The following is a 17860-nucleotide window of genomic DNA, read 5'->3' as shown; positions in this document are numbered from 1 at the left end:
CCTCGGCGGTCACGTCGAGTACGCCGAGTTCTCGTGCACGTAGGCGATGGACAGGTCGTTCGTCCACACCGTGGCGCGCTCGGAGCCGGCCCGCAGGTCGACGTCGATGCTGATGCCCCGGCCGGTGAGGTCCACGCCGTCCCGGCTGTCGCCGATCGCCCCGCCCCGGCAGACGGTGACCCCGTTGATGGTCACGTCGACCTGGTCGGCCTCGAACGCGGCGTCGGTGGTGCCGATCGCCGCGAGCACCCGGCCCCAGTTGGGGTCGTTGCCGAACAGCGCGGTCTTGAGCAGGTTGTTGCGGGCGCAGGCCCGGGCCGCCGTGAGGGCGTCGGCCACGGACGCGGCGTTGCGGACCTCGATCGCGATGTCCTTGGTGCTGCCCTCGGCGTCGGCCAGGAGCTGCATCGCCAGGTCGAGGCAGGCCGCGTCGAGGGCGGCCCCGAGCTCCTCGGCGGTGGGGGTGACGCCGGAGGCGCCGTTGGCCAGCACCAGCACGGTGTCGTTGGTGGACAGGCAGCCGTCGCTGTCGACCCGCTCGAAGGAGTGCTCCGTCGCGTGCCGCAGGGCCGGGGCCAGCACGTCGGCGGTCACCACCGCGTCGGTGGTGAGCACGACGAGCATGGTGGCCAGGCTGGGCGCCAGCATGCCCGCGCCCTTGGCCATCCCGCCGACCGTCCAGCCCTCGCGCGTCTGCACCGTCGTCTTCGGCACCGAGTCGGTGGTCATGATCGCCCGCGCGGCGGCCGGACCGCCGTCGGTGGACAGCTGGGCCGCGGCGGCGGTGACGCCGGCGGTCAGCTTGTCCATCGGCAGCCGGACACCGATGAGCCCGGTGGAGGCCACTGCCACGTCGATCGCGCCCAGCCCGAGGGTCTGCGCGACGTGCTCGGCGGTGGCGTGCGTGTCACCGAAGCCCTCGGGGCCGGTGCAGGCGTTCGCCCCGCCGGAGTTGAGGACGACGGCGCGGACCCGGCTGTTGCCCAGCACCTGGCGGCTCCACAGCACGGGGGCGGCCGGGAAGCGGTTGGTGGTGAAGACGGCGGCGGCGACGTCGTCCGGCCCGTCGTTGACGACGAGGGCGACGTCGGGGTCGCCGGAGGACTTGAGCCCGGCGGCGACGCCGGCGGCCCGGAAGCCCTGGGGTGCGGTGGTGGTCACGGTGCGACTCCGACGAGCGGGAGACCGGTGGTCTCGGGGAGGCCGAGGGCGATGTTGGCGCACTGCAGCGCCCCGCCCGCCGTGCCCTTGGTCAGGTTGTCCACCGCCGCGACGACGACCAGCCGGCCCGCATCCGGGTCGACGGTCACCTGCAGCGCGACGGTGTTGGCGCCGAGCACGGCGGCGGTGGTGGGCCACTGGCCCTCCGGGAGCAGGTGCACGAAGGGCTCGTCGGCGTAGGCCTGCTCGTAGGCGGCCCGGGCAGCTGCGGCGTCGACGCCGGGCAGCACCTTGGCCGAGCAGGTGGCGAGGATGCCGCGGGCCATGGGCACCAGGGTCGGGGTGAAGCTCACGCCGACGGTCCTACCGGCGGCCACCGACAGGTTCTGCGTCATCTCCGGGGTGTGCCTGTGGACACCGCCCACGCCGTACGCGCTGGCGGCCCCCATCACCTCCGAACCGATCAGGTTCGGCTTGGCGGCCCGGCCGGCACCGGAGGTGCCCGAGGCCGCGACGACGACCACCTCGGGCTCGACCAGACCGGCCGCCAGGGCGGGGGCCATCGCGAGGGTCACGCTGGTCGGGTAGCAGCCGGGGACGGCGATCCGCCGCGCGTCGGCGAGCACGGCGCGCTGGCCGGGGAGCTCGGGCAGGCCGTAGGGCCAGGTGCCGGCGTGCTCGCTGCCGTACCACCGTTCCCAGGCCGCGGGGTCGCTGAGCCGGTGGTCGGCGCCGCAGTCGAGCACCAGGACGTCGTCGGGCAGCCCCGCGGCGATGGCGCCGGACGCACCGTGCGGCAGGGCCAGGACGACGACGTCGTAACCGGCCAGGTCGGACGGGTCGGAGGGCTGCACGACCATGTCGGCGTAGGGCAGCAGGTGGGACTGGGACTCCCCCAGGCGTCGGCCGGCGCTCGATGCTGCGTGCACCCCGGTCAGCTGCAGCTGCGGGTGCCCGGCCAGCAGCCGGCACACCTCACCGCCCGCGTACCCGGTGGCGCCGGTGACCCCGACCGTCCACGTCTGTTGTCCACTCACGATGCATGAGTATGCACTAGGCCGGATGATCGTGCAGTGCCGCCTGCAGGTGGCGGTCGGTCAACCGGGGCAGCACCACCGCTCCTGCGGCGGTCAGCACGACGGCAGCCCCGACGAACACCGCGGGGACGCCGAAGGCCGACGCGGCCACCCCGCCCGAGACCGGCACCGACCGGGGCGACGCCCCACGTGGCGAACCGGTAGGCGCTGGAGACCCGCCCCTGCAACCGGTCCGGGACGACGGCCTGCCGGTAGCTGACCGACACCACGTTGAAGGCGAAGGCGGCCAGCCCGACCACGCCCAGGGCCACCACTGCCACGACCGGTTCCCGGGTCACCGACAGCACGACGGTGCCCAGCACGGTCAGCCCGACCGTGCCGGCGATCGTCGTCCCGGTGCCGATCCGGCGCTCCACCCGGGGCGCAGCCAGCGCACCGAGCACCCCACCGACCGCCACCCCGGTGAGCAGCACCCCGTAGCCGGACGCGGGCAGCCCCAGGACCTCCAGGCCGTACAGCACGAGGATGCCCAGGTAGGCGGTCTCGGTGAGGTTCCAGGCGGTGAGCAGGACGACCAGGGCGCGCAGCTGCCGGTGCTGCCACAACCAGCGGACGCCCTCGGCGATCTCGGTGCCGATCCGGGTGCCCGAGCGCTCGGCGGCGGTGAAGCGACGGCGGATCGCGGCCACCAGCAGCGCCGAGCCGACGAAGGAGACGGCGTTCGCGGCGAAGGGCACCGCCGGAGCCTGGGTGAACAACCAGCTGCCCAGCGGCGGGCCGGCGAACAGCCCGGTCAGGACGACGCCGGTGTACAGCCGGCTGTTGGCCGCTCCCAGCAGCGGCGTGGGCACGATCGAGGGCAGCGCGGCCTGGCTCGCGCTGTCGAAGAGGGTGCTCACCGTGGCCGCGGCGAAGGCGACGGCACACAGCACCCACAACCCGGCGCCGTCCACCAGCACCAGCACGGCCAGGACGGCCAGGAGCGCTGCACTCACCACGTCGCAGACCACCATCGTGCGGCGCCGGTCCCAGCGGTCGGCCAGTGCGCCGGTGTGCAGCGCGAACAGCAGCCAGGGCAGCCCCGCCGACACCGACACCAGCGCGACCAGCCGCGGGTCCCGGGTGAGCGCTGCGGCCAGCAGCGGACCGGCGGCGCTCTGCATCCCGCCGCCCAGCCGGGACACCACGCCGGCGCCCCAGAGCCGCCAGAAGTCCGCCGACAGCCGCTCCCCGTCCGCCACGCCCGGCAGCCTGCCGCACGCGGGGGCCCCGCGGGTCCACCCGGCGGGGCACGTCGCCGTCGGCCATGATCAGCCGGTCGGGACGACGCCCTCCCCCGACGTTCGACGAGAGGCCGACGGTGTCGTTCGACAAGATCGTGATCGTGTTCAACCCGAAGAGCACCGGGGACGCCCCCGCGCTCGCCGAGGACCTGAGCGAGGAGCTGGCCCGCCGGCTCCCCGGCACCCCGCTGGAGATGGCGCCCACCCAGCACGCCGGGCACGCCCGCGACCTGGCCCGGGAGGCGGCGGCGCACGGGCGGCCGCTGGTCGTCTCGGTCAGCGGGGACGGCGGCTACAACGAGGTCGTCGACGGCGTCATGCAGGCCGACAACCCCGAGGCGACCGCCGCGGTGCGCGCCGCGGGCAACGCCAACGACCACCGGCGGGTCACCCGCACCCGGCCGCTGGCCGACGCGATCGTCGCCGGGGACACCACGCAGATGGACCTGCTCCGGCTGACCCTGGCCGGCGGCGGCCACGACGAGGTGCGCTACGCCCACTCCTACATCGGCCTGGGGATCACCCCGGTCGTCGCGGTGGACATCGAGGCCGGCGGCAAGGGCTCGTGGCGCGAGATCGCCTCGGTGGTCCGCGGGTTCCGCAGCTTCCGGCCGTTCCCGGTGCGGCTTGAGGACGGCCAGCAGATCGAGATCGACAGCCTGCTGTACGCCAACATCGCCCAGATGGCCAAGGTCGCCAAGCTGTCCGAGGGCGGCCGGCCCGACGACGGCCGGTTCGAGCTGGTGGTCAACCGGCGCACCAGCAAGCTGAAGGTGCTCGCCACCGCGGTCAAGGCGGCGACGGTCGGCCTGGGCGCCCAGCCCACCGCGACCCACCACGAGCTGACCGTGCTGACCCCCATGCCGTTGCAGCTCGACGGTGAGCTGGTCGAGCTCGAGGCCGACACCACCGTCACCGTCGACATCGCCCCGGGGGCGCTGCGCACGCTGTTCTAGGCGACCGGGTCGGTCGTCCCGTACGGCAGCAGCCGGAGCCGGCGCTCGGCGTCGGTCGGGGTGGCCGCGGCCAGCGCGTCGAGGGTGTCCTTGCCGGCCCGGACGAAGCGTCCCGACCAGGCGTCGAGCCGCCCCTCGGCGATCGCGGCCACGAGGTCGACGACGGCGGACACCGGGGTCCAGTCCTCGTAGCCGTCCCACATGGCCATCGAGCGGGTCATCGGGGTGTCGACCACCCCGGGGGCCACGTCGAAGGCGAGCACGCCCGAGGCGGCGAGGGACTCGGTGATCCGGAGCTGGCCGGCCTTGCCGACGCAGTAGGCGCTGTAGTGCGGGTCGACCCGGGTGGCCAGGCCGCTGGTCACGTCGACCACCCGGCCGGTGCCGCGGGCGACCATCGACGGCACGACGGCCTGCACCAGGTGGAACGGGCCGCGCAGCTGGCTCTCCACCACCGACCACCACTGCTCCGGGTCGGCCTCCCAGACCGGCACCTCGGCGGCGTCGATGAGCCCGGCGTTGTTGACCAGCAGGTCGACCGGGCCGAGCTCGGCCTCCACCCGGGCGACGGCAGCACGGACGTGAGCGAGGTCGGTGACGTCGGCGGGCACCGCGAACGTCCGGCCGGGGATCTCGGCCATGGCCGCGGTCAGCCGGTCGGCGCCGCGCGCCAGGCCGGCCACCGAGGCACCGCGGGCGGCCAGGCCCTCGGCGAGCGCCCGGCCGATCCCGGTGGAGGCGCCGGTGACCAGCGCGACGGTCCCGTCGAGGTCACCCACGCAGCACCGCCCCCGTCGCGGCGCGGGCGGACTCGACGGCGGCGTCGAAGGCCGCCTGGGCCTCCTCGCCGGTGAGCGTGCGGTCCGGCGCCCGGAAGACGAACGCGTAGGCCAGCGACCGCTGCCCCTCGGCGACCTGCGAGCCGGTGTAGACGTCGAAGAGCCGCAGGTCCTCCAGCAGCTCCCCGGCGCCGGCGGCGAGCGCCGCACGCACGGTGGCCTCGGGGTGCTCCGCGGGCACCACGAGCGCGGCGTCCATCCGCACGGGCGGGAACGACGCGACGTGCGGGCCCTGGGCGACCGCCTTGTCCGGCAGCGCGTCGACGTCCAGCTCCATCGCCGACGTGCGGGGCGGGAGCTCGAGGGCGGCGCAGACCCGGGGGTGCAGCTCGCCGGCGTGCCCGACGACGGCCTCCCCCACCAGCAGCTCGGCACAGCGGCCGGGGTGCCAGGGCGCGTGCTCGGCGGCGCGCACGGTCAGCTCGACCCCGGCGGCGTCGGCGACGAGCCGGGCGGCCTGCACGGCGTCGGCCCACACGGCCGGACGGCCGGGACCCCACCAGCCGCGGGGCTCCCGGGTGCCGGCGAGGACCACCCCGACGTGCCAGGGCTGCACCGGGACCGCGCCCAGCAGCGCGGCGAGCGTCTCGTCGTCGGGACGCCGGTCGACACCGGGCAGCGGGGCGACCGCGCCGTCACCGGCGGGGAACACCGCGCCGTGCTCGAAGACGGCCAGGTCGCGCTGGCCCCGGCCCAGGTTGCGGGCCAGGGTGGCCAGCAGGCCCGGCAGCAGCGTGGTGCGCAGCGACGGCTCCTGCTCCGAGAGCGGGTTGCGCAGGGTGACGACGTCCCGGCGCGGGTCGTCGTCGGGCAGGCCGAGGGAGTCGAGCACCCGGGCGCCCAGGAACGGGTAGGACGGCGCCTCCACGTACCCGGCCTCGGCCAGCGCGCGGCCGATCGAGCGCCGGCGGCGCTGGGTGGCGGTGAGCCCGCGGCCCGGGGGCACGGTGGGCAGCACCGAGGGGATCTCGTCGTAGCCGACGGCCCGGACGACCTCCTCGACCAGGTCGGCCGGGTCGGTGAGGTCCGGGCGCCAGGACGGCGGGACGACGAGCAGCCGGTCGCCCGACAGCTCGACGGAGGCGCCCACCGTGCGCAGGGCGTCCACGACCTGGTCGGTGCTGATCGGGATGCCCGCGGTGCGGCTGGGCCGGTCGACGGCCAGGGAGATCTCCGGGCGCGGGGTACGCGCGTCGACGTCCACGACGCCGCCGACCACGGTGGCGCCGCCGTACTCGGCCAGCAGGGCCGCGGCCCGGGCCAGCGCGACGACGGTGACGTCGGGGTCGGTGCCGCGCTCGAAGCGCTTGGCCGCCTCGCTGGGCAGCTTATGCCGGCGGACGCCGCGGGCGATGCCGGTGGGCTCCCAGTGCGCGGCCTCCAGCAGCACCGCGGTGGTGCCGTCGCCGATCTCGGTGGACCGGCCGCCCATCACCCCGGCCAGGCCGATCGGGCCGCTCTCGTCGGTGATCAGCAGGTCGTCGGGGTCCAGCGCGCGGTCGACGCCGTCCAGGGTGGTCAGCCGCTCGCCGGCGGCCGCCGTGCGCACCCCGATCGGCCCGCGGACGGCGGCCCGGTCGAAGGCGTGCATCGGCTGGCCGAGCTCGACCATCACCAGGTTGGTGACGTCGACGGCCAGTGAGATGGAGCGGATGCCCGACTGGGCCAGCCGGCGACGCAGCCACCACGGGCTGGGCGCGGCCGGGTCCAGGCCCTCCATCGCGATCATGGAGAACCGGTCGCAGCGCTGCGGGTCGGCGACCTCGACGGTCCAGGCCGGCTCGCCCGACCAGGCGGGCGGGGTGGCCGCGGCCGGGTCACGCCAGTCGGCGGCCAGCGCGCCGGCGACCTCGCGGGCGATGCCGCGGATGGCCATGCAGTAGCCGCGGTCGGTGGTGACCTCGAGGTCGAAGACGACGTCGTCGAGCCCGACGACGCCGGCCGCCGGGGTGCCCGGAGCGATGCCGTCGGTGCCCAGCACCAGGATGCCGTCGTGGTCCTCACCCACGCCCAGCTCGCGGGAGCTGCAGATCATCCCGTCGGAGACGTGGTCGTACGTCGTCCGGGCGGCGATGGCGAAGTCACCGGGCAGCACGGCCCCGGGCAGCGCGACGACGACGAGGTCGCCGACGGCGAAGTTCCGCGCGCCGCAGACGATGCCCTGCGGCTCGGGGTTGCCGACGTCGACCTGGCAGTACCGGATCGGCTTCTTGAACCCGGTGAGCTCCTCGATCTCCAGCACCCGGCCGACGACGAGGGGGCCGGTGGTGACCGGTGCGCGCAGCACGTCCTCCACCTCGAGGCCCTGCCGCACGAAGACGTCCTCGAGCTCGGTGACCCCGGTGCCCGCGGGCAGGTCGACGTGCTCGGACAACCAGCTGACGGGGACCTTCACTGCTCTACTCCGAACGCTCGCGTGAACCGGACGTCGCCCTCGACGATGTCGCGCATGTCGCCCACGCCGTGGCGGAACTGCAGGGCGCGCTCGATGCCCATCCCGAAGGCGAACCCGCTGTACTCCTCGGGGTCGATCCCGCAGGCGGTGAGCACCCGGGGGTTGACCATCCCGCAGCCGCCCCACTCGACCCACTGCGGGCCGTCGCGGTGCTCGGGGAAGAACACGTCGAACTCCGCCGAGGGCTCGGTGAAGGGGAAGAAGTGCGGCCGCCAGCGGATCTGCGAGTCCTCCCCGAACAGCGCCTTGGCCAGCGCCTCCAGGGTGCCGCGCAGGTGGGCCATGGTGAGCCCGCGGTCCACGGCCAGGCCCTCGACCTGGTGGAAGACCGGGGTGTGCGTGGCGTCGAGCTCGTCGGTGCGGTAGACCCGCCCGGGCGCGACGACGTAGATCGGCGGCGTGCGCTCGAGCATGGTGCGGGCCTGCACCGGGCTGGTGTGCGTGCGCAGCACCAGACCCGAGCCCTCCGGCGCGACGAAGAAGGTGTCGGCCAGCGAGCGGGCCGGGTGGTCGGGGCCGGTGTTGAGGGCGTCGAAGTTGAGCCACTCGCTCTCCAGCTCCGGACCCTCGGCGACCTCGTAGCCCATCCCGACGAAGACGTCGGCGATCCGGTCGTTCAGCGTGGTCAGCGGGTGCCGGGCGCCGCGGGGGGTGCGGTCCCAGGGCAGGGTGACGTCGACCCGCTCCTCGGCGAGGACCCGCTCGTCGCGCTCGGCCTCCAGGGTGGCCAGCCGCTCGGCGTAGGAGTCGGTCAGTGCCACCCGGGCGGCGTTGACCCGCTGACCGGCGTCCTTGCGGGCCGCCGGGGGCAGCGCGCCGAGCTCGCGGCGGGCCAGCAACACCGGCGCGCGGTCGCCCAGGTGGGCGGGCCGGACGGCGGCGAGGGACTCCAGGTCACCCGCCCCGGCGAAGGCCTCCACCCCGGCCGCGACGGCGGCGTCCAGGGCGTCGGCCGAGAGGGCCGCCACCTGTTTGGGGTCGTAGGGGTCGTTGGCACCAGACACGGGAGGCCATTCTGCCTGCCGCGGGCTGCTCAGTCGGTCGGGGCCGGGGGCAGCAGGGTGGACAGCCCGCCCCAGGCGAGCGCGGTCAGCTGGTCGACCAGCTCCGCGGCCGGCACCGTGCGCGCGGTGGACCACCAGTGCGCGGCCAGCTGGACCATGCCGACCACCCCGTAGGCCCAGGTGGCGGTGGGGGCGGGGTCCAGGCCGTGGTCGACCAGCCGCTCCCCCATCACCCAGGCCAGCGCCTCGGCCACCTCGCGCTCGGTCTGGGCGACGAGGTCGGCCCGCCCGGCGCGCCCGGCCTGGGCGTAGGCGAACCGGTAGAGCGCCGGTTCGTCCTCGATGATCGCGACGAACGCGGCGACGACGGCGCGCAGCCGGTCGACGTCGCCGGGCCGGTCGGCGGCGAGCTCCCCCAGCAGCCGGGGCAGCAGGATCTCGGTGCTGACCCGCTCCAGCACGGCGTCGACCAGCTCGTCCTTGTCGGCGAAGTACCGGTAGAGCACGGTCTTGCTGACCCCGGCGGTGCGGGCGACGTCCTCGACGGCCAGCTCGGGACCGGTGCGCCGGACCGACTCCACGGCGGCGGCGACGAACTCCACCCGACGCGCCCGCCGGTGCTCGGTCCACCGCGAGGAGCGGCCGTCGGAGCGTCCGGCTGGGGTCACCGGGCGAGTCTCCCAGCCCCGCGGTCGTCCCGCTTGTGTACGGACGTACACATCGTCGGCTAGGGTCTGCCGCCATGAGCTCCCCCGTCGAGGACACCCGGACCATGCGCGAGCGGATGCTGGCCGGTGACGCCTACACCGCCGACGACCCCGACCTGGCCCGGGAGAACGCCCGCGCCCAGTCGCTGGCCCACCGCTACAACGGCCTGGACCCGGCCGACGTCGACGCCCGCCGGGAGCTGTTGACCGACCTGCTCGGCGCGTTCGGCCCGGACAGCACCATCCGCGCCCCGTTCCACTGCGACTACGGGTACCAGACCACCGTCGGCGCCCGGACCTTCGTCAACTGGGGCCTGGTCGCCCTCGACGTCGGCCGGATCACGATCGGGGACGACGTCCAGATCGGCCCCGGCGTGCAGCTGCTGACCGCCACCCACCCGGTCGAGCCCGGCCCGCGGCGGGACAAGTGGGAGGGCTCGGCGCCGATCACGCTGGAGGACAACGTGTGGCTCGGGGGCGGCGTGGTCGTGCTGCCCGGGGTCACCATCGGCCGGGACACCGTCGTCGGGGCCGGTTCGGTGGTCACCCGCGACCTGCCGGCCGGGGTGGTCGCCGTGGGCAACCCGGCCCGGGTGGTCCGGTCGGTCGACGGTGGGTGACGCCCCGACCCGCCGGTTCGACCCCGACCGCCGCGACCGGCTGGTCGACGTCACCCTCGACGTGATCGCCGAGCACGGCCTGGCCGGTCTGACCTCGCGCCGGATCGCTGCTGCCGCCGACGTGCCGCTGGGCTCGGTGACCTACCACTTCGACGGTCTCGGCGACCTGGTCCGGGCCGCCTTCGCCCGGTACGCCGCGACGATGGCCGAGGTCTTCCGGGCGCACTTCGCCGGGGTGACCGACCGGGCCTCGATGCTCGAGGCGGCCACCGACTTCGTGCTGGAGGGCCACCGGGCCTCACCGCGCGAGTGGGCCGTGGCCTACGAGCTCTACCTGGCCGCGCTGCGCGACCCGGCGCTGCGCGAGGTCACCGAGTCCTGGATGGGCAGCAGCCGGGAGACCCTGCAGCGCGTCCTGGAGCCCGGCCTGGCCCGCGCCCTCGACGGCGTCATGGAGGGCCTGACCATGCACGCCATCCTCACCACCGCCCCACCCACCCGCGAGGAGACCCGCGCCGTGCTCGCCCGCGTCCTGGAGGTCACCCCGTGACCGCCGCCGCTCCCACCCGTCCGCTGCAGCGCGCCCGGGTCGCCGTCGCCACCTGCTTCGCGCTCAACGCGGTCTTCTACGCCAACCTGATCCCCCGGCTGCCCGAGCTGCGCGACGACCTCGGGCTCTCCAACGCCGCCCTCGGCACGGCGCTGGCCGCCGCCCCGCTGGGCGCGCTGGTGATGGGCCCGCTCGCCGCCGTCCTCATCGCGCGGCTCGGGTCGGGGCCGGTGGCCTCCCTGGGCCTGCTGGGTCTGGGCGTCGGGGTGGCCGGGGCGGCGGCGGCACCGAGCTGGTGGGTGCTGGCGCTGGCCCTGCTGCTGGTCGGGGCGTTGGACGCGATCGTCGACGTGGCGCAGAACGCGCACGGGCTGCGGGTGCAACGCGGGTACGGCCGGTCGATCCTCAACGCGCTGCACGGGCTCTGGAGCCTGGGTGCGGTCGCCGGCGGGCTCCTGGGCTCGGTGGTGGCCGGGCTCGGTGTGCCGCTGGAGGTGCACCTAGGCGTCTCGGCCGTGGTGTTCGGTGCTGTCGCCGTCCTGATCCGGCGGTGGATGCTGCCCGGTCGGGACGACGCCGAGCCCGCCCCCGAGACGGCCCCGACCGCGCCCGGGGCCCGCAGCGCGCGCCGGACCGCCGTCCTCGCGCTGGTGGTGCTGGGGCTGCTGGCCGCGGCGGCCGCGTTCGTCGAGGACTCCGCCGCGTCGTGGAGCGCGATCTGGCTGCGCGACGACCTGGGCGCGACCGTGGTGACCGCCGGGCTGGGGTTCGTGGCGTTCCAGGTGGCGATGACCGTGGGCCGGCTGACCGGGGACCGGGTGGTCGACCGGTTCGGTCAGCGGGTCGTCGCCCGGGTCGGTGGCGCGGTGATCGCCGCCGGGTTCGGGTTGATGCTGGGCCTCCCGTCGGTGCCCACGACCGTGGTGGGGTTCGCCCTGGCCGGTCTGGGCGTGGCCACCCTGGTGCCGGCGGTCTACGCCGCGGCCGACGCGCTGCCCGGCCTGCCGACCGGGGTGGGCCTCACCGCGGTCAACCTGCTGCTCCGGATCGGCTTCCTGGTCTCCCCGCCGCTGATCGGGTTCGTCGCGGACGCGGTGGGTCTGCGGGTGGGGCTGCTGTCGGTGGTGCTGGCCGGGCTGCTGGTGCTGGTGCTCGGCCGGTCACTGCGCACACGGGTCGGCTGACGCGGCGATCACGCCCAGCAGCACGAGCCCGGCCGCGGGGGCGGCGACCACCCAGGGCGCGCGCTCCAGGTAGCCGGTGGTCTCGGCCAGCGCCCGACCCCACTCCGGGGACTCGGCGCCCGCGCCGAGGCCGAGGAAGGACAGGCCGGCCAGGGCCAGCGAGGCGTGCGGCACGCGCACCAGGGCGTGCCGCACGACCGGGGGCCCGACGACGGGCAGCAGGTGGCGGCGCAGCACGTGCCAGCGCCCGGCGCCACCGGCCACCGCGGCGACGTGGAACCCGGAGGCGCGGGCCTCGGCGGCCAGCGTGCGGGTGTGCACCGCCAGCGGGATCCAGGCGACCAGGCTCACCGCCAGGCAGGCGGCGAGCAGCCCCGGCCCGGTGACCGCGGCGACCACGATGCCGACGACGACGGCGGGCAGTGCGTTCAGCACGTCGGCCGGCCCGGAGCGGTCGCCCCGGCCCAGGAGGCCCACCGCGAGCCCTACGACCAGCGCCAGCGCGGCGAGGACGACGGCCAGCCCGACGCTGAGCAGTGCGCCGTGCCCGAACCGGGCGAGCACGTCGCGGCCCAGCGGATCGGCACCGAAGGGGTGCGTCCACGAGGGTGCGGCGAGCCTCGCCGCGACGTCCTGCGCCGCCGGATCGCGCAGCAGCCCGGCGACCACGGCGGCCACCAGGACGACGGTGACCGCGACCGCCACCCGGCGCGGCCGCCGTCCGGCCGGAAGCAGCTCGGGGGTGAAGCCGCTGCCGCGGAGCGCCGGGCCGAGCAGCAGCCGGTGCGCCAGCAGCCCGCCGCCGCCGACCAGCAACCCGAGCCCGACCAGCAGCACCACCGCGGCCTGCACGACCGGGACGTCCTGGTCCAGCGCGGCGGCCAGGGCCACCCCGCCCAGCCCGGGCACGTCGAAGACGGCCTCCACGACAGCGGCCGCACCCAGCGTGCCGACCAGCAGGAGCAGCACCTGCGGGACGACGACGCTCACCGCCCGCCGGCCCAGGGACGCCGCGATCGTCCCGCGCCGCACGCCGGCGGCCCGCCAGGTGCGCACCCAGGACTCCCCCGCCGCCGCGGCCACCGCGCCGGCCAGCAGCCGGGCCAGCACGCCCGCGGCCGGGATGCCGAAAGCGAGCACCGGGAGCACCAGGTTCGCCGGCCCGGTGAAGCCCGAGGTGGGCAGCAGCCCCCAGCCGACGGCGACCACCGAGACCAGCAGCACGGCCAGCACGAACTCCGGCAGGGCGGCCAGCGCACCGCCGACCGCCGCGCCCACCCCGCCCCCGGTGAGCCGCCCGTCGGCGGCCCGCAGCAGCGCGGGCACGGTCAGCAGCCCGGCCAGCACCAGCGCGACCAGGCTCGCGGTGCCGGCCAGGGTCAGCGAGACGCCGAGGGCGGGCAGGACGGTGTCGGCGACCGGGGTGCCCGACACCCAGGAGGTTCCCAGGTCGCCGGTGAGCACCCGGCCGGCCCAGCCCAGCGTCCCGGTGACCGGGTCCGCGGGCAGGTCCAGCTGGTCCCGGACGGCGTCCAGGGTGGCCGCGTCGGCGGCGCTGTCGATCTCCCGGGCGCGCAGCACCGACCGGGCCGGGTCCTCCCCGGACAGCCAGGGCAGCGCGCCGACGAGCAGCGCGGTGCCGGCCAGCGCGCCGGCGACCCCGGCCGAACGCTGCAGGACCGCCGTCGTCACCGGCCGGTGGTGGTGGCGACCGTGACGACCTGCCGCTCGAAGGGGTCCTCGCCGACGCCCTGCACGCCCTGGGCGACCCCGGTCCGGCTCTGCTCGTGCAGCACCGGGACGACGGCACCGGTGGACAGCACGGCCGCCTCGAGGTCGGCCGCTGCCTGCCGGCGCTCCAGCGGGTCGGTCAGCGCCCCGGCCGCCTCGACCGCGGCGTCGACGGCCGGGTCGCACAGCCGGGCCAGGTTGTAGCCGCCGTCGCAGGTGTAGTCGGTGCCGAAGAAGCCGATCGGGTCGCCGGTGTCCAGCAGGGTGAGCCGGCTGCCGAGCACCGCGTCGAACGCGCCGGCCAGCAGGTCGGGCTCCAGCGTGGCGTAGGTCTGCACGACCACCTCGACGGTGAACCCGGCGGCGCGCAGCTGCTCGGCGAGCACCGCGGCGGCCTCGGGCAGCTCGGGCCGGTCGTCGTAGGTGGCCAGCCGGATCGAGGCACCGGCCGGGTCGGCGGCGGTCGGCAGCACCGGTGCAGGCCGGGCGGCCGAGCCCAGGGTGGCATCGGTCAGCAGTCCCGGGGCGACGTCGGCCTGGCCCTCGAAGACGCCCTCCACGACCGGCTCGGCGTCGACCGCGGCCACGGCGGCGGCCCGCAGCGCCGGGTCGGCGAAGACCCCGGTGGAGGTGTTCAGCGACAGGGCGGTGACCCGTGGCAGCGACGTCGTCACCACCCGCTGGTCCTCGCCCAGGGTCGGCAGCTGCGCGACCGGCACGCCCTGCACCACGTCGAGCTCGCCCGCCCGCAGCGCGGCGGTGCGGGCCCCGGCGTCGTCGACGAAGCGGACGTCCACCCCGTCGGCGGCCGGGGTGCCGTCCCAGTAGGCGGTGGCGGCGTCCAGCGTCGCGGACTGGGTGCCCTGCACCGCGGTGATCGCGTAGGGGCCGGTGCCGTGCCCGACCGGGTCGGGGGCACCCTCGCCGTAGGCGTCCGGGGCGAGCACCACCAGGGCCGGGGCGCCCAGGCGCTGCACCAGCAACGGGTCGGCCTGCGCGGCCTGGACCTGCACGGTGTCCTCGTCCACGGCGGTGGCGGTCAGGCCCACCCCGGTGAGCACCCGCACCGGCGGGTCGGCCGCGGCGGCGGCGTTCAGCGACCCGGCGACGGCCTCGGCGTCCATCGGGGTGCCGTCGTGGAAGACGACGTCGTCGCGCAGCTCGAGCAGCGCCGTCCGGTCGTCGGTGTACTCCCAGGACTCGGCGAGCTGGGGCTGCGCGGCACCGGAGGCGTCGAAGGCCACCAGGCTCTCGGCGACGCCCATCCGGGTCAGCAGCACCGCGTCGTCGGTCCACGGCGAGAGGGCGGCGACCGGCGGGAAGGCCAGCGCGAGCCGGATCCGGTCGGCGCCGTCGTCGCTGCTGCTCCCCCCGCCTCCGGAGAAGCACCCGCTGACCAGCAGGACGGGGGCGGCGAGCAGGGCGGTGCGGCGCTTCACGAGGGGGCTCCTACGGGGGTGGGGACGGGACGACGGGTCAGCGCCCACAACCCGACCGCGGACGCGGCGGGCAGGGCGGCGAGGACGAGCCAGGGGACGGCGGCCGCGGGCTGCGGGGTCTCGGCGAGGTCGAGCAGGGCCCCGACGCCGGTGCTGCCGAGGAGCACGGCCAGGCCGCCGGCCGAGGCCAGGACGCCGAAGTGCGCCCCGAGCCGGCGCTCACCGGCGAGCCGGGGCACGAGGTCCTGGGCGACCGGGACGGCGATCATCTGCCCGGTGTAGAGCAGCAGCACGAACCCGACGGCGGGGGCCAGCGCCCCGATGCCGGTCGGTGGCGTGAGCGGGGCCAGCACGGCGACGAGCAGGAACGAGGCGCTCATCAGCGCGAAGCCCAGCGGGAGGGCCACGCGGGGGCCGACGCGGCGGGCCCGACCGGTGACCGGCAGCTGGAAGAGCAGCACGCTCACCGCGGCGAGCACGAAGAGCCAGCCCAGCGCGCCCTGCCCGCCGGTGGCCCGGGTGAGCTCGACGGGCAGCGCCAGGTAGAGCTGGTTGTAGGACAGCAGGTACGTGCAGTAGCAGGCGGTGAACGCCAGGAACCGGCGGTTGCGCAGCACCTGCCCCCACCCGGCGGTCATCGGCTCGACCTCGCCGACCCCGGTGCGCAGGTCCCGCGGGAGCAGCACCACGTGGGCGACCAGGACGACCACGAAGACCCCGGCCGCGACCAGGCAGGTGATCCCGAACGGGACGCCGAGCAGCAGCGCACCGAGCACCGGCCCGGTGACCGAGCCCAGCTTGGAGGCGATCGCGTCCAGCCCGAACACCTCGGCCCGGGTGGCCACCCCGGCCTCCTCCAGCTGCCGGCCCTGGTCGGCCAGCGCGGACTCCACGGCCGGGGAGAACAGCGCCGCGGCGAACCCGACCAGCACCACCCCGACGAGCACCCCGGGCAGGCTCTGCACGACGGCGAGCACCCCGAACCCGGCGATCCGGATGAGGCAGCCGACCACGACGACCGGCTTCACCCCGAACCGGTCGGCCAGTCCGCCACCGAGGAAGAACAGCCCCTGCTGGCTGAAGGTGCGGATGCCGAGCACCAGACCGATCACCCCGCCGGCCAGCGCCAGGTCCTCGCTCAGGTGCACGGCGAGGAACGGCACGACGAGGTAGAAGCCGATGTTGAAGGCGAGCTGGCTGGCCAGCAGCAGCCGCGGGACGGCAGGGAGCCGGCGCACCAGCACCCAGGGCGCCCAGCTCACGCCGGAGCCAGGGTGGGGACGGCGTCCAGGAGACGGGCGGTGACCGGGCTGGCGGGTGCGGCGAAGACCCGGTCGACCGGGCCCTCCTCCACCGCCCGGCCCCCGTCGAGGACCAGCACCCGGTCGCAGAGGTGCTGCACGACGCCCAGGTCGTGGGAGACCACCAGCAGCGCCAGGCCCTCGGCCGCGGAGAGCTCGGCCAGCAGGTCCACGACCTGCAGCCGGACGACGACGTCCAGCGCGCTCACCGGCTCGTCGGCGATCAGCAGCTCCGGACGCGGGGCCAGCGCCCGGGCGATCGCCAGCCGTTGCCGCTGACCGCCGGAGAACTCGTGCGGCCAGCGGGTGGCGGCGTCGGGCTCCAGGCCGACGGCGACGAGCAGCTCGGCGACCCGGGCGGAGTGGTCACCGTGCACCTGCAGGCAGGCCAGGGGCTCGGCGACGGCCGCGCCGACCCGCATCCGCGGGTTGAACGAGCGGGAGGGGTCCTGCGGGACGGTCTGCACCCGCCGGCGGAACCAGCGCAGCGACCGCGACGACCCCGGCCGCACGGCCCGCCCGTCGAGGGCGACGGTGCCGGCGTCGGGGGTGTCCAGAGCCAGCAGCAGCCGGGCCAGCGTGGACTTGCCCGACCCGGACTCCCCCACCACCGCCAGCCGCTCGCCGGCGGCCAGGGTGAGCGAGACGTCGTCCAGGGCCGTCGTCCGGCCGTACCGGCGGGAGAGCCCGCGGGCCTCCAGCAACGGGGCGGTCACCGGTGCACCGCCAGCTCGCGGGACGCGGCCACGACGTCGGCCAGCAGCGGGTCGGCCAGCACCTGCGCCACCGGCCCGTCGGCGACCAGGCGGCCCTCGGCGAGCACCAGCAGCCGGGTGCAGAGCCGGGTGGCGACGGCGAGGTCGTGGGTCACCAGCAGCAGCGCCCCCTCCGTCGTCACCCGGTCGAGCAGGTCGAGGACGTCGGCCTGCACGGTGGGGTCCAGGGCCGAGGTCGGTTCGTCGGCCACCAGCAGCCGGGGTGCGCCGGCCAGGGCCATCGCCAGTGCGACCCGCTGCCGCTGGCCGCCGGAGAGCTGGCTGGGGAACCGGCGGTCGGCGTCGGGCAGCCCGACCTCGGCCAGCAGCGCGCGGGCGCGGTCCCGGGCCCCGGCGCGGGCCACGCCCTGGGCCCGCAGCGGCAGCGCCACCTGTCGGCCCACCCGGGTCAGCGGGTCCAGCGCCGTGCCCGGGTCCTGGGCGACCAGGGCGGTGGCCCGACCGCGCAACGGGCGCCAGACGCCGGGCCGGGCCGCGACCACCTCGGTGCCCTCGATCTGCACGCTGCCGGAGACGGTCAGCCCCGGCGGGGTCAGCCCGAGGACGGCGCCGACCAGCTGGGACTTGCCGGCCCCCGACGCCCCCACGATCCCGACCCGCTCACCGGCGGACAGCTCGAAGGAGACCCCGGTGAGGAGCGTGCGGGTGGGGCTGGTGACGGACAGGTCGTGCACGTGCAGCACGCGGCGGACTCCTCGGGTGGGTGTCCGGCGACCCTAACTGCAAGACGTTCGCATCAACGACTGCGCATGGGTGCAGCTACGCACCCACCCGCCGACGAGGGGCGCCCTCCTCGTCAGGGGTCCTGACGAGAAGG

16 protein-coding genes are annotated in these 17860 nt (G+C 76.1%); 4 read left to right on the top strand and 12 right to left on the bottom strand.

Annotation, left to right across the window (positions count from 1 at the left end):
• Positions 1-9 precede the first annotated feature (9 nt).
• Genes argJ through F1C76_19685 form a run of 3 tightly spaced genes read right to left on the bottom strand, consistent with a single transcriptional unit; the run spans position 10 to position 3448 of the window.
• Positions 10-1161: a bifunctional glutamate N-acetyltransferase/amino-acid acetyltransferase ArgJ gene (gene argJ / locus F1C76_19695; protein ID QNG38485.1), complete on the bottom strand. Its 1152-nt coding sequence runs from the start codon at positions 1159-1161 to the stop codon at positions 10-12.
• Positions 1158-2198 carry an N-acetyl-gamma-glutamyl-phosphate reductase gene (locus F1C76_19690; GenBank protein ID QNG38484.1) on the bottom strand — a complete coding sequence of 347 codons (1041 nt, stop codon included), beginning with the start codon at positions 2196-2198 and terminating at the stop codon, positions 1158-1160. Before F1C76_19690 ends, argJ begins: the two co-directional genes overlap by 4 nt.
• Positions 2195-3448: an MFS transporter gene (locus tag F1C76_19685; protein QNG38483.1), complete on the bottom strand. Its 1254-nt coding sequence runs from the start codon at positions 3446-3448 to the stop codon at positions 2195-2197. Before F1C76_19685 ends, F1C76_19690 begins: the two co-directional genes overlap by 4 nt.
• Before the next feature lie 56 nt (positions 3449-3504).
• On the opposite strand from F1C76_19685, the gene F1C76_19680 reads away from it, so the two are divergent.
• Positions 3505-4437 carry a diacylglycerol kinase gene (locus F1C76_19680; GenBank protein QNG38482.1) on the top strand — a complete coding sequence of 311 codons (933 nt, stop codon included), beginning with the start codon at positions 3505-3507 and terminating at the stop codon, positions 4435-4437.
• On the opposite strand, the gene F1C76_19675 is transcribed toward F1C76_19680, so the two are convergent.
• Genes F1C76_19675 through F1C76_19660 form a run of 4 tightly spaced genes read right to left on the bottom strand, consistent with a single transcriptional unit; the run spans position 4434 to position 9454 of the window.
• Positions 4434-5216, bottom strand: a complete 783-nt coding sequence (locus tag F1C76_19675; protein QNG38481.1) for an SDR family oxidoreductase — start codon at positions 5214-5216, stop codon at positions 4434-4436. The genes F1C76_19680 and F1C76_19675 overlap by 4 nt on opposite strands.
• Complete coding sequence (locus F1C76_19670; GenBank protein QNG38480.1) at positions 5209-7671, bottom strand: phenylalanine--tRNA ligase subunit beta; 2463 nt, start codon at positions 7669-7671, stop codon at positions 5209-5211. Before F1C76_19670 ends, F1C76_19675 begins: the two co-directional genes overlap by 8 nt.
• Positions 7668-8735, bottom strand: coding sequence for a phenylalanine--tRNA ligase subunit alpha (pheS, locus tag F1C76_19665; GenBank protein ID QNG39400.1), 1068 nt, complete (start codon positions 8733-8735; stop codon positions 7668-7670). The genes F1C76_19670 and pheS overlap by 4 nt, the downstream gene beginning before the upstream one ends.
• Before the next feature lie 29 nt (positions 8736-8764).
• Positions 8765-9454, bottom strand: a complete 690-nt coding sequence (locus F1C76_19660) for a TetR/AcrR family transcriptional regulator (GenBank protein QNG38479.1) — start codon at positions 9452-9454, stop codon at positions 8765-8767.
• Positions 9455-9477: 23 nt separating this feature from the next.
• On the opposite strand from F1C76_19660, the gene F1C76_19655 reads away from it, so the two are divergent.
• From F1C76_19655 to F1C76_19645, 3 genes are read left to right on the top strand one after another with little or no spacing between them, the layout of a single operon-like run.
• Complete coding sequence (locus tag F1C76_19655) at positions 9478-10062, top strand: sugar O-acetyltransferase (protein ID QNG38478.1); 585 nt, start codon at positions 9478-9480, stop codon at positions 10060-10062.
• The gene (locus tag F1C76_19650; protein ID QNG38477.1) at positions 10055-10612 is read left to right on the top strand and encodes a TetR family transcriptional regulator; all 558 of its coding nucleotides are present in this window, start codon (positions 10055-10057) and stop codon (positions 10610-10612) included. The genes F1C76_19655 and F1C76_19650 overlap by 8 nt, the downstream gene beginning before the upstream one ends.
• Positions 10609-11796, top strand: coding sequence for an MFS transporter (locus tag F1C76_19645; protein ID QNG38476.1), 1188 nt, complete (start codon positions 10609-10611; stop codon positions 11794-11796). The genes F1C76_19650 and F1C76_19645 overlap by 4 nt, the downstream gene beginning before the upstream one ends.
• Here the strand turns inward: F1C76_19645 and F1C76_19640 are convergent.
• Genes F1C76_19640 through F1C76_19620 form a run of 5 tightly spaced genes read right to left on the bottom strand, consistent with a single transcriptional unit; the run spans position 11773 to position 17726 of the window.
• Positions 11773-13473, bottom strand: a complete 1701-nt coding sequence (locus F1C76_19640) for an ABC transporter permease subunit (GenBank protein ID QNG39399.1) — start codon at positions 13471-13473, stop codon at positions 11773-11775. The two genes, F1C76_19645 and F1C76_19640, sit on opposite strands and share 24 nt — an antisense overlap.
• Positions 13474-13484: 11 nt before the next feature.
• Positions 13485-14966: an ABC transporter substrate-binding protein gene (locus tag F1C76_19635; protein ID QNG38475.1), complete on the bottom strand. Its 1482-nt coding sequence runs from the start codon at positions 14964-14966 to the stop codon at positions 13485-13487.
• Entirely contained in the window at positions 14963-16228 is a 1266-nt protein-coding gene (locus tag F1C76_19630) for an MFS transporter (GenBank protein ID QNG38474.1), read from the bottom strand. The genes F1C76_19635 and F1C76_19630 overlap by 4 nt, the downstream gene beginning before the upstream one ends.
• Positions 16225-16983 (bottom strand): ABC transporter ATP-binding protein, encoded by a 759-nt coding sequence (locus F1C76_19625; GenBank protein QNG38473.1) that lies wholly within the window; start codon positions 16981-16983, stop codon positions 16225-16227. The genes F1C76_19630 and F1C76_19625 overlap by 4 nt, the downstream gene beginning before the upstream one ends.
• Positions 16980-17726 carry an ABC transporter ATP-binding protein gene (locus F1C76_19620; GenBank protein QNG38472.1) on the bottom strand — a complete coding sequence of 249 codons (747 nt, stop codon included), beginning with the start codon at positions 17724-17726 and terminating at the stop codon, positions 16980-16982. The genes F1C76_19625 and F1C76_19620 overlap by 4 nt, the downstream gene beginning before the upstream one ends.
• Between the last annotated feature and the right edge of the window lie 134 nt (positions 17727-17860).

The sequence above is a fragment of the Geodermatophilaceae bacterium NBWT11 genome, assembly GCA_014218215.1.
Taxonomy (GTDB): domain Bacteria; phylum Actinomycetota; class Actinomycetes; order Mycobacteriales; family Geodermatophilaceae; genus Klenkia.
This window is presented reverse-complemented; position numbering and strand designations above follow the sequence as displayed.